Origin of the sequence: Gilliamella apicola, from assembly GCF_000599985.1 — a bacterium.
Taxonomy (GTDB): domain Bacteria; phylum Pseudomonadota; class Gammaproteobacteria; order Enterobacterales; family Orbaceae; genus Gilliamella; species Gilliamella apicola.
Genome location: NZ_CP007445.1, coordinates 367,766 through 380,024 on the forward strand (window position 1 = coordinate 367,766; position 12,259 = coordinate 380,024).

9 protein-coding genes are annotated in these 12,259 nt (G+C 32.8%); 2 read left to right on the forward strand and 7 right to left on the reverse strand.

Annotated features, from left to right (window positions below):
- Positions 1 to 158 precede the first annotated feature (158 nt).
- The 6 genes from GAPWK_RS01760 to GAPWK_RS01785 form a co-directional block, all read right to left on the reverse strand.
- Complete coding sequence (locus tag GAPWK_RS01760) at positions 159 to 1,244, reverse strand: hypothetical protein (RefSeq protein WP_025314580.1); 1,086 nt, start codon at positions 1,242 to 1,244, stop codon at positions 159 to 161.
- A gap of 70 nt (positions 1,245 to 1,314) precedes the next feature.
- Complete coding sequence (locus tag GAPWK_RS01765; protein WP_025314581.1) at positions 1,315 to 1,752, reverse strand: hypothetical protein; 438 nt, start codon at positions 1,750 to 1,752, stop codon at positions 1,315 to 1,317.
- A gap of 441 nt (positions 1,753 to 2,193) precedes the next feature.
- Positions 2,194 to 2,922, reverse strand: a complete 729-nt coding sequence (locus tag GAPWK_RS01770; protein WP_025314582.1) for a DUF2931 family protein — start codon at positions 2,920 to 2,922, stop codon at positions 2,194 to 2,196.
- A gap of 379 nt (positions 2,923 to 3,301) precedes the next feature.
- Positions 3,302 to 4,036 carry a DUF2931 family protein gene (locus tag GAPWK_RS01775; RefSeq protein WP_025314583.1) on the reverse strand — a complete coding sequence of 245 codons (735 nt, stop codon included), beginning with the start codon at positions 4,034 to 4,036 and terminating at the stop codon, positions 3,302 to 3,304.
- Positions 4,037 to 4,052: 16 nt separating this feature from the next.
- Positions 4,053 to 5,663 (reverse strand): T6SS phospholipase effector Tle1-like catalytic domain-containing protein, encoded by a 1,611-nt coding sequence (locus GAPWK_RS01780; protein WP_025314584.1) that lies wholly within the window; start codon positions 5,661 to 5,663, stop codon positions 4,053 to 4,055.
- A 9-nt stretch (positions 5,664 to 5,672) separates the two neighbouring features.
- Complete coding sequence (locus tag GAPWK_RS01785; RefSeq protein WP_080692404.1) at positions 5,673 to 8,582, reverse strand: DUF2345 domain-containing protein; 2,910 nt, start codon at positions 8,580 to 8,582, stop codon at positions 5,673 to 5,675.
- A gap of 1,124 nt (positions 8,583 to 9,706) precedes the next feature.
- Here GAPWK_RS01785 and GAPWK_RS01790 point away from each other — a divergent pair.
- Together GAPWK_RS01790 and grxB are read left to right on the forward strand one after the other, a co-directional pair.
- A complete protein-coding gene (locus GAPWK_RS01790; protein ID WP_025314586.1) occupies positions 9,707 to 10,333 on the forward strand; it encodes a Pr6Pr family membrane protein in 627 nt (208 codons plus the stop codon).
- Complete coding sequence (gene grxB, locus GAPWK_RS01795; protein ID WP_025314587.1) at positions 10,330 to 10,980, forward strand: glutaredoxin 2; 651 nt, start codon at positions 10,330 to 10,332, stop codon at positions 10,978 to 10,980. The genes GAPWK_RS01790 and grxB overlap by 4 nt, the downstream gene beginning before the upstream one ends.
- A gap of 160 nt (positions 10,981 to 11,140) precedes the next feature.
- Here grxB and GAPWK_RS01800 read toward each other — a convergent pair whose 3' ends face one another.
- Positions 11,141 to 12,175 (reverse strand): tagatose 1,6-diphosphate aldolase, encoded by a 1,035-nt coding sequence (locus GAPWK_RS01800; protein WP_025314588.1) that lies wholly within the window; start codon positions 12,173 to 12,175, stop codon positions 11,141 to 11,143.
- Positions 12,176 to 12,259: the final 84 nt, after the last annotated feature.

Here is a 12,259-nt window from a genome sequence, read left to right on the forward strand (position 1 = left end):
ATAATAAATATAACGATGCTAGATAATATGAATATTTTATCTTTTAACTGTGAATCCTTTCCTTATTTTTGAAAAAAATTGCTTGTAAAAATAGCAACTTTTTTCTGGAATCATCTAACTTTGTTTATTATATTATTCTTCCAAATCCAACTTTCTGACTAGTGAGCGAGTTGTTTTTCAACAAGCGATAACACTTCTTTAAATCCTTCTATTTCACATACATATAGAGTAGTATCAATATACCAATTAAGGTCATCATCATCACCAAAAGGGTTCAGTTTATCTAAACATTTTTTATCCAATTGTTGTTTAAATAGTGAAAAATTATTTTTTTTGTTTTTTTGTTGTTTAGCCAGTAACTCCATTTTTGGTTTTAATTGATCCAGATAATAAAGATAAATTTCTGAGTCAAAACACCCTTCATTTGTTCTATCTTTTAAACATTTTTTAAACTCTTCACTTTTATAGTTAGCGGTGTGATCTGGATCGGAATATACAGTAAAATTATCGGGCAAGGTAATTTTAACCTTTCCTCTATCGATTTGAATTAGTTTAAATTTCATCGTTTCTGTATCGATTTGATAATGCTTCCACGTTTGAGGTATTATTCCATCATCTGTTTCTAATAAGGATAAAGTATATATATCTCCCTGTGGAGATATATAATAATATAGGTAAGCCATTTCGCCATGAGAAAATTCAGTATAATTCTGAAATTGAAATCTATCACCCCGTGGAGATATATAACTATTTTGGTAATCACTTCTACTGTAAGTATTATTAGCGTAATCACTGGGTAAAGTAAGATCAATAAAATTATTGGCTAAATAAATCTTATCTTTTACGATATTGTTATTAATTATTGATAGGGATATTTCACGCTCAAGTATATATTCTGGACCAACATCATTTTTATATTCCCATTCAGATACTGGCATACTCAAAGTCAGTTGAAAATCTTTTCCGTTATAAATGACTACTGGCTCTTTATAAATAAATTCATGTAAACTTGTAAAATCAAATTCAAGACTGCGTAATGGACAATCATCATATATTTTTTTTTGTTCATATTCGCTCAATTGCCGATAATTTGGAGGATAGGTACAATCTTTTCTTAATTTATTCATGTCGATTTTTCTAAAAAATGGGTCGCCACGATACTTGTCTTCTATTTGATAATCCTGACTGTAACAATATGTGCTAAATAATAAACATAATGATGCAAGATAATATGAATATTTCATCTGTTAACCTTAATTATTTCCTTACTTTTGAAAAATTTGTGTTTAAAAAATCACAACTTTTTCTTTATAATTATATGAATTTTTTAATTTTTTCTTTTAAATCCAACTTATTGCTAGCGAGTTGTTTTTCAACATGTGATAACTCTTCTTTAAAGCCTTTTATTTCGCATGAATATAGATTATTAAGATAGTGATGAAGCTCATTATCATCAAATGGAAGTGGACTAACTAAGCATTTTTTATCTAATTTCTGTTTGAATAGTGAAAAACGATTTTTTTTGTGTTTTTGTTTTTTAGCTAGTAATTCCATTTTTGGTTTTAATTGATCTAGATAATAACGATAGACTTGGGAGCCAAAACATCCCTTACTTGTTTCATCTTTTAAACATTTTTTAAACTCTTTATCTTTATAGTTGTCCGTATTGTTAGGTTGGCTTAGTTTAAAAAAACTATCAGGTAAGCTAATTTTAAAATATCCAGTATCAATTTGAATTAGTTTAAACTTCATAGTTTGTGTATTGATTTAATAATGCTTCCATATTTGAGGTCCTATTCCAATATCAGTTTCTCCTAAATATAAAGTATATATATCTCTCCCTGTGGAGATATATAATAACCTTGGTAAGCAACGGCATCATTAGAAAGATAAATAAAATTATTGGTTAAATCATATCATAATATCCAATCTGTAAATAATCGTTATTCACTTCTTTTTATTGACGGTTTTAGATAATATTTAATATTTTCTTATAGTTTATCAAGCAATTTATATTTTATCTGTATATGCAATATTGGTAAAAATAACGTTTAGTAATGATATATCTAATTTGATTTAAAAGAGTATTATCAGCTATAGTTAATTAATAAATTAAGATTTTTTTGGCAAATTAGAATAAATAAGTAGGTTACTAACCTTGCATCATTTTTGTTAGTAACCTGCATTATAATATTAAAATCTGGCTGGGTTTTTAAGTTTAAGATATTGCCCCATAGTGACGTTATTGTATTTTTCTTGCCACTCTTTCGGCATACCATGTTTCTTTAACCATGCCTTAGCTTCATCTGAGATTTCTGGTATTTTTCCATCGGGATATGGGTTTGGGCATACATCTGAACCTTGTGGTATTCGTTCCGTTACTCCTTTTCCAAACTCAATGGCTTCCTGCTGAGGAACTCCTGTAATCCACCCAGTAACACTTCCTCCAGGAGCAAAACCGATAATAATTGTTCTGTTATAACCAATATCATTCTTATCATTCGCATAGGAATAATATTGATGTGGTTTCACCATTTCTTGACGAGCCCACAATGGCATCACTAATTTGGTACGATAAAAAGTTTGATCAGCAAAAGATGACCAACCAATAAAGAATTCCTCGGGTAAATCAGAATAGACAGGTAGGTGAGTAATCCCAAATCTCGTTTGCCATTGACCTGGCGTCTTTAAATTTTGATTATCGTTAGCGACAATATCAATAATTTTGTATTTATTTGATTGAGTTTTTATTAAAACATCGTAAACTCGAGCTTCAAATAGATGTGGATAACGACCACTAATATACCATCTGCTGTAAGGCTTTTGGGGTAAATTAGGATCGATTGGTTTAGATTTAATTGGCGATAGGCAACCACTGATTAGTAACGTCAAACAAAGGGTGGAAATGATTAATTTTAACATAGGCTTTCCTTATTATTTAGCGATCTGGATGAACCTGTCGTTGCCAACAACCTTGGTCATTACTAAGTGTTTCATTTTTTGATACCCTTAACTTTTTCATATCATAATATCCAATCTGTAAATAATCGTTATTCATTTTATTTTTATTGCCAGCTTTAGGTAATATTTAATATTTTCTTATAACTTATCAAGCAATTCATATTTTATTTGTATTTTTAATATTAGCTAAAATACCGTTTAGTAATGATATATCTAATTTGATTTAAAAGAGTATTATCAGCTATAGTTAATTAATAAGTTAAGATTTTTTGGGCAAATTAGAATAAATAAGTAGGTTACTAACCTTGCATCATTTTTGTTAGTAACCTGCATTGTAATATTAAAATCTGGCTGGGTTTTTAAGTTTAAGATATTGCCCCATAGTGACGTTATTGTATTTTTCTTGCCACTCTTTCGGCATACCATGTTTCTTTAACCATGCCTTAGCTTCATCTGTAATTTCTGGTATTTTCCCATCAATATAAGGATTTGGACATACATCTGAACCTTGTGGTATCCGTTCCGTTACTCCTTTTCCAAACTCTATGGCTTCTGAATCTTTTTGAGGATTACCTGTAACCCATCCAGTAACACTACCTCCTGGGGCAAAACCAATAATAATAGTATCATTATAACCAATTTTATTTTTATTAAAGGCTTCAGAATAATAATGATGTGCTTTTACCATTTCTTGGCGTGCCCACAATGGCATTACTAATTTAGTACGATAAAAAGTTTGGTCGGCAAAAGATGACCAACAAATAAAAAATTCCTCGGGTAAATCAGAATAGACTGGCAGATGGCTAAATCCAAATCCCGTTTGCCATTGACCTGGTGTCTCATAATTTTGATTATCCCTAACGACAATATCAATAATTTTGTATTTATTAGATTGGGTTTTTATCATAGTACTAAATGCCTTAGCGTGGAAATAGTGTGGATAACGACCACTAATATACCATTCGCTGTAAGGTTTTTTGGGTAAATTGGGATCGATTGGTTTAGATTTAATCGGCGATTGGCAACCAATGATTAGTAACGTCAAACAAAGGGTGGAAATGAGTAATTTTAACATAGGTTTCCCTTATTGTTTATTGATCTGGATGAACCAGTCGTTGCCAGCTACCTTGGTCATTAAGATGGGGCTGGTGAACTTGCAGTAAACCAGTTTTTGCATGTTCTTTTGCTTTTTTTGTTGGCCAGCTAATTTTGACGATTTGACCGGTGTTCTTATCTATCAATTCTTTTTCTGCTGGTTTGGTATAAAAACAACGTTCGTACTCAGTAGATGAGTGGACATAATTATTTAAAACTAAGCGTTTTTCAGCATTTGTTAACTGATAATTTTGATAATTGTCAGCAGATTTAATTATCTTAATTGCAATATTTTGTAATTCATTCGGAACATCATGATCTTTATCAAATATGTAAAATTTACAATTATTTTTCACCGCTTCATTATACATTATTTTTAAAGCGATGCGGTCAAGACCAAATTTGATAATTCTCTTAATACGAATCACACCATAAGCATTTGTATAAGATTGATTATCGTATCTAACAGGAGTTGTCCACTGATAGAAGTTTTCTTCACTTAATCCATAAAAAATATAATATAAATCTGGATGCTGTTGGATCTTGATAAGTGCGTTTTGTAACTTTTTACGAATATTTGATGGTTGACTTAAATAGAGATCAGTGTGCTGATAAACATCAGTAATATAGAGATTTTCTTCTATATCATTATTTGGATATCCACCGCCTATATCTGAATGAGCTCCTGGTACAATTACTTTTTTAAAATAACTTGGTACCGTATTAAGTGAAAAATTGTGCCGGTATTCATGCGCTGCCTCAATATGTAAACCCGCATCCGTTGAGTCAGGATGAATATGGATATCAATATCAAAGGTGTTGGCATCACCAGCATCAAATAAATTCTCCGGTCGACCAATCCCTGCAACGGTATCAAAGATTCCCAAAAAGGATATGCGACCATTTACATGTCCCTGCCAGTGATCGCTAATTTTGCCATCTAATGTCTGTTTTAACATTTTGGTTAGCGGGTTATTATTTCCTCGTTTATCATCATATTTCAACTTATCGGCAACAAAATTAGTAAAGTAGCGAGCCGTTGCTGCGCCACGACTGAAACCAAATACATTATATTTAATCTGTTGGATACGTAATTTAGGGGATTTATCCAAAAATATATTCAATTGTTTATCTATCTCAACAATCGCTCGATTAATTTTGCCTTTAATTCCAGTTGAACCGAGTCCAGTGGCAAAGCCAATATTACTATCTGTTTCACCTATTCGGCTCCCAACGCCTTCAATATAAACGCTTAATTGACAATGAACGATTCCATTTTTATCTTTTGGAAGTAATGAAAACTCCTTTTCTTCATCGGAGACATACATTTGATATAGTTTGTATACATTAGAATGGTCATTAGTATAACTGGTATTGAATACTGGAAAGCTGATTTCTGGTGTTTCACCACGAGCAAGCGCTTGTTGATATTCTTCACGCATGGCGATATTGAACGAGTTGTTGGCGGTACCGTCAAAAAATATTCCTATAGTTAATATAACCTCTTCTGGACGTTTAATCACTTGCTGATGTACTGCAACTTCACCATTAGGTAAAACATTTTTTGTTGTAGAGGTAGTAAATATTTTTTGTTTTTTGTTATCCATTATGCTCCCTTATATTAATCTGGTTAATTGTATATTAACTGAATCAGGGGAATCAGTATAAAATGCTTTTGTTCTTCCATTTTTATCGGTTAAACCATGAAGCTTTCGACCATCAGGTAGCACTACAATATAAGGTTCATTTGCATATACCCTACCTTGCTCATCAATAAAATGAAATCTAATGCCATTTTCTGTAACCTTTTGTGGTAGTGCTATATTTGGAGATTCAATCTTCTTAGGCCCCATTTTCTGCAATACATTACTTTTTATATAAACATTATCAGCCGTGCCCAGCTCTATCCCTGCACTACTGATTTTGATGTATGAACCACCACACATTAACGTCAGTTCTTCACTTGCGGTAACCGTCAGTTCACCATCGACACTATCTATTTTAATATCTTGTTTGGCAGCCATATTCAGGTTGGCATTTTGCGCTTGCACCTCAACATCACCTTGGTTGGCAAAGACTTTCATTCCTGATTTATGGGCAAATAGACCGATGGATTCACCGGATGAGATAGTAATGTTTTTTAACGCATTGATGTCAGTTTGATTTTCACTGGTCATTGATACGCTGTTTGACGTTGACAGTTGGATGTTTTCAGGACTGGTTAAAGCAATGCCTTCTTGTGCATAAGCAAGAATGCCACTTTGGGCTAACTGGGTTAATGTTGTTTTAAGTTGTTCTTGACTGTCGGTATCCGCACCATGAGCTTCAGAGGCAGTTGCCGCATTTTGCAGTGCTTTGGCAATTGATAGCGCATTTTCAAGCTGGGTAATGGCAGCTTGCATATCAAGTTGTTTACCCTGTGCTTTAGGTTCGGTCTGACTGGTCAGATATAAGCCTTTATTAGCAGCAATTGCTCCCCACTCATCGGTGCGCAGTTCAAACCCTTCACCTCGCTGGGTTTTGTTTTGGTCAACTAAATGCCCAATGTTAAGCTGGGTTTTACCATATTCGGTCGCTAACTTGATGTGCTCTTGTCCGCGCTTATCATCCATCCGCAGTTTGTTATTAGCAGGAGTACGAATTACATTTCGGTGTTTGTTTATGGTGGTCACATGGTCAGGGTGTTGACTGTCATGCATTGCATGCGCAATATAAGGTCGGTCCGGATTACCGTTAGTAAAGGCAACCGCAACTTCTGTGCCGTCAATCAGTGGAAAGTGAAAACCATAGGTACTGCCGGCATACGGTTTAGCCAGTCTTAGCCATAAACTCTCTTCACCGTTTCGCCACTCTTTTAAGTCAAAGTTAAATTTAACCCGATAGCGCCCTTGTGTATCAATATAACCATAGGTGTCATTATCTGGACTGGTTACTCGTGCCGGTAAGGTGCCATCAATGGTTGGGAAAGGGATAGGCTCCGGGCGGTAAGGTTTTAATGGCTGGTAAGGTATCGCGATAAAACTCAGCTCATAAGCATCACTGCGGTTTCCCTGTCCTTGCACCGTTAATATCATTATGCCTTCATCAATTCCGGCAATCGCACTGCCTTTGATGCGAATATGTTGACCCGGTGCTAAATTGGCCTGATTACTTTTACCGCGGATAAGGATTTGACGGCTAATGGCTCGTTCATGACGAATGCGGGCATACCATTCACCACTTTCAACACCATTACTTGTATTACCAGAGTTAGTACTAATATCACTGCTGTTGTTATTGCTATTACTTGTGTTATCGCTATTATTGTCGTTGTCATTACTGCCTTGACCATCATTGGTATCGATATCACCACTATTTTCATCATCATCGTCATCATTATTATTGTTGGTGTCACTATCAATTCCATTATTGCTGTCACCATTGCTATTTAACCCTTTATAGTGCTCATCATAACGGTAATCAGTGCCATAAGTGGTATTATCTTTCTGTTGGCTGTTAACTCCACCGAGTAAGTTCGCCTGCGCATCTCGATAGTTATAATCTTGTACTGTTACCGAAGCTTCCACCATTTGACTGTGCAAGGTCATATCCCAGACACTTTCAACGCCGTTATCCAGTGTACCACTTGGTTGTTTGTAGACAATATCAGCCACCTGCTGGTAACCTTGTTCATAATCACTGATGACCATCACATCACAATTGTGTTCGCCATGGGTTTCAAATCGGAAATAGACACCTACATCAGCAAGCAGTCTTTGAATAAACTCAAGGTCACTCTCTTGCCACTGGGTGATAAATTCACGCTCTGGGTATTGCTCTTTAAGCGCTAAATGATAATCAATTCCGGTATAACCATGACCGCGCAATACCTCTTCAACCACACTGATAACGCTCTGATTTTGAAAAATGGCACAGTTATGACTTAATGCCAGTTTGGCTAATTGCGAGGACAAAACCACCTGATAACGGGCTTCGTCATTACTCACCGATAACTGACTGAACTGGGTTATCACACCATAAAAAGTGCGTGAGCCGCCTTGAGATAATAATGAGTTTAAGGAATTAAGTGGATTGAGTTGCGTTAAAGAGTTAAGTGAATCGAGTGGATTAGATTGTGTAAACTTATCTAACTGTTTTAATGGCTCGGACTGTTTTAATGCTTGTAAAGGATTGGCGGAGGTTAAAGAATTGAGCGCATCAAGTCCTTTCGTTGCAATATCATTTAAATGGTTAGAATTAGTCGAGTTAAAACTCAAACGGGCATTTTGATTAAGAAATGACTCAACAAGAAGATGTTTATTTGAGCTGGTAAAAGTAATAGTGTAATGCCAAGGCTGGTTAAGTTGCTCATCACCTTCAACCTGTAAAATTGAAACTTCAGCAGGCAAACCGTCCATATTTAACGTGTAACGATTGTGACCCGCGCCATTAACCAACCCATTCTTTAAACCACGACTTAAACCATTGCCTAATTGATTCACCAGATTGGTTAATCCTTTGTACATGTTATCCTCAATATATTTCATGTATATAGCAAATATGTTTTACTTAACTATTTTATTGTTATTAATAATTATTTAGCATTATTCTTACCTAACCAATTTATAATTAATATAAATGTTGCTAATAGGTAGTTGAGTATAAAAGTTATACAGATCCAAAAACAATCTAATGCAGGGTATAAAATACCCTATTTAGGGTATTTTGCAATCTTTTTTTAAAATTATCTAAATTGAAATTAAACGTATAACTTACTGATATAATTAATTAATCAATAAAAAATAATTAAAATTTTTTGCCTAACAATTATCAAAGAAGAATTAACAAAATTTTGCTTTTTTAGATTTTTTATTGAGTATTTTGTAAAGAATTTTTATTAAAAGTTATATATACAAAATCATTTTTACTCAAACATACCTATTTTCTGAAAACTTTGAAAAAATAGTTAGCTACACATTAATAAGAATAATTTTTTAAACAGTCGATAGGGTAGTAAATAGGATTTTAATGTGTTTAAATTATTGAATTGAAATTAATTTAAAAAATTAATTAAGTTAATAAGTTATAATTAATTTTGTAAAAAATATTCAGAAGTATATGTCATTTCATTTTAAAAATGTATTAAATTTAAATTTTTAGTGTGAATTACAATAGCAAAAAGTGAGTAGAACTTTGCTTTTACACATTCTCTATATTTATTTTGTTCAGTGCTTTTTTAAATGATTAGCCTAAAAAAGAATTTTTTTAAAAAATCGATAGGGTATTGAATAGGATTTTAATGTATTTAAATTATTGAATTGAAATTAATTTAAAAAATCAATTAAGTTAATAAGTTATAATTAATTTTGTAAAAAATATTCAGATGTCTATATCATTTCATTTTAAAAGTGTATTAAATTTAAATTATAAGTGTGAATTACAATAGCAAAAAGTGAGTGCATTTAGATTTTTTTAATTATTGCTTGAGATTTTGTATTAAATTTTATCAAATTAGTATGATTCAAAATCGATTTTTACTGAATTATATTTATAAAATAAAACGTTTTGACATTATTTTTATAAAAAATAAAAAAGTAATCTATTTTTATATTTTCATTTTTCTAGATTAACTGATATATACTTCAATACGGTTTTATTTTTTATGTGTATTATGTTAAAACGAAATATTAATCTTTTTATTGCATTATATGTATTATTTGTTGTTGGCTTTGAAACTTATACTTATTGGCATACACAGCTTCGAAGCTGGCAACCAGTAACGCCAATAGGGCGTATGGTGTTTTATTATAGTTTTTTTACTGTATTATCTAACCTTATGTTGGCAATTAGTTGTTTATGGTTAGCTTTTAGTCCTAATTGTAATCGGTTTATTTTTCGAGTTATTCGATTAAATGGATTGGTAGGTGTAATCATTACTGCTGTTGTGTATAACTCGATTTTGCGTGGCATTCATGTTCCACCAAATATATTTATGCGATTGGCTAATGAAAGTTTACATGTTGTTATTCCTCTATTAGGCGTTTTGAGTTGGCTTATTTGGGGACCATTTCGCCGTATTAATTTTCGCGTCATTATGGGATCTCTATTTACCATGTTAATTTATGGTATTTATACTTTTGTACGAGGTTTTTTTACTCAATACTATCCGTATCCTTTTATCAATGTGACAAAAATCGGTTATTCACAAGCACTGATTAATGCGGGCATTGTCATACTGGTATTTATAGGGTTATCCTATTTGTTATGGGCAATTGAATGCTTAAGGAGACAAAAATGAAATTATATATTTATGAACACTGTCCTTTTTGTGTAAGGGCTAGAATGATTTTTGGTTTAAAAGATATCCCTGTTGAGTTACATGTATTTTTGAGTGATGATTTTAAGTCTCCCGAAAGTATGATTGGTCAAAAAATGGCACCAATTTTAGAAAAGGATGATGGTAGTTATATGCCTGAAAGTCTGGATATTGTCGATTATGTCGATAATCATTATGGGAATAAACCTATCTTAATCGGTCCAAAATCGCCAAGTATTGAAAATTTAATTAAACAACTACAGCAATATGATTATAAATTAGAGTGCCCGCGTTATATAAAACTTGGCTTAGCAGAATTTGCAACTCAAAGTGCGATCAATTATTTTGTCACAAGTAAGACCAAAAAAATCGGTTCGTTCGATGAATGTTTAGCACAAACAGATACTTTGGTTTCTGAGATATCTAAGTTGTTAAACGATCTTGAACCGTTGATTGTTTCGCCACAAGCTTGTAATGGGCAACTGTCTTTAGATGATATCTGTCTGTTTCCTGTTTTACGTAATTTGACTTGTGTAAAAGGATTATATTTTCCGCCTAAAGTTAAGGAGTATATTGAGTCAATGGCTAAATTAACCAAAGTGAATTTATTTTTTGATAAAGCAATTTAAAATCATTCAGGAAGTTTTTAATTTATCTTTTATTGGCAGTAATTTTGGGTGGTAAAATTTTTAGAACTTTAAAAGAGAGTACAGGTAAATAGGATGAAATCCTGTACTCTATCTTTGCTTAGCTGTAATTTACGACTATTGAGATTGGGTTTTTGAGTAATTAATCACCTAATTTAATGTCGATCACTTCTATGTTTTGTTTGCCACCATAAATATCGTACCAAGGTGTCGCATATTGTTTTAAAATTTTATTGAGGTGTTCAACATTTTCACGTCCAGTTTGGTCTAACCAGCGTTTTAAACCTTCTTTACCTTCTTTGGCATAGGCTGCAACACCTTCAAACCAAGTTGCCCGTCCTCCTAAAATACCACTGTATTTAGCACCGTTTTCACCAGCAAAAATTAATTCTTGATGGAAAGTTTTAGTTGGTACACCTGCACTCAAATAGATAAATGGGCGAGTTGCTACATCACTGGCTTGTTTAAAGTAATCAGCTGCTTGTTTTTGGGAATAAACAACAACATTATTATCATTAAATCCTTCAACATTTTTGAAAAGTACTGGAACTTCAACTTTTAGTACATCAATATAATATTGATTTTTAGTGAACTCTTTAATGGTGTTAATGACTTTTTGAGGTTTTATTTTGGCAAATTCAGGGCTTTTATCATCAGTTACTACATTGTCATAGACAATCGGCTCAACAAATAACGGGATATCCGCCGCTCTTGCTTCGGTACCGATACGTTCTAAAAATGCATGTTTTTTTTCTAGAATATCTTTTGGATCATCTGGATTATAGTAAACCAAAACTTTTGCGGCATCGGCTCCTTTTTTTAATAACCGCTGTAGAGAGTCTTCTGGCAATACATCGGGTAGTCGACCTGGAGTATTGGCATCATATCCTGTTTTTTCATAAGATATAATTAATCCAGCATCTTTGTTTTTTTTGGTCATACCTTTAAAGCCATACTCTTCATCTAACAAGATTGCACTAACATATTTTGTTAATTCTTGTGAGACAAGCTCTTTAAATTCATACACCATATCTACATGATAGCGATCTTTGCCTACAGCCGATTCCATCATTTTTACCATAGAACCGCGTTGGTCAATCGCTAATGCCGCAATAACACCATCTTGGTTGGATAATTGTTGCATGCGTGTGAATTTACCTCGAGTAATACATTTTATAGCCATTTTATAACTCTCCATTTTAAAAGTTCTTTTGATTGTAGTTTTAATTTGTAAATATATATTAACCATTTAGTGCTGTTT

Coding starts and splice junctions, on each gene's coding strand:
- GAPWK_RS01760 (WP_025314580.1), bottom strand. CDS start 1,244: ATGAAATATTCATATTATCTTGCATCATTATGTTTATTATTTAGCACA.
- GAPWK_RS01765 (WP_025314581.1), bottom strand. CDS start 1,752: ATGAAGTTTAAACTAATTCAAATTGATACTGGATATTTTAAAATTAGC.
- GAPWK_RS01770 (WP_025314582.1), bottom strand. CDS start 2,922: ATGTTAAAATTAATCATTTCCACCCTTTGTTTGACGTTACTAATCAGT.
- GAPWK_RS01775 (WP_025314583.1), bottom strand. CDS start 4,036: ATGTTAAAATTACTCATTTCCACCCTTTGTTTGACGTTACTAATCATT.
- GAPWK_RS01780 (WP_025314584.1), bottom strand. CDS start 5,663: ATGGATAACAAAAAACAAAAAATATTTACTACCTCTACAACAAAAAAT.
- GAPWK_RS01785 (WP_080692404.1), bottom strand. CDS start 8,582: ATGAAATATATTGAGGATAACATGTACAAAGGATTAACCAATCTGGTG.
- GAPWK_RS01790 (WP_025314586.1), top strand. CDS start 9,707: ATGTTAAAACGAAATATTAATCTTTTTATTGCATTATATGTATTATTT.
- grxB (WP_025314587.1), top strand. CDS start 10,330: ATGAAATTATATATTTATGAACACTGTCCTTTTTGTGTAAGGGCTAGA.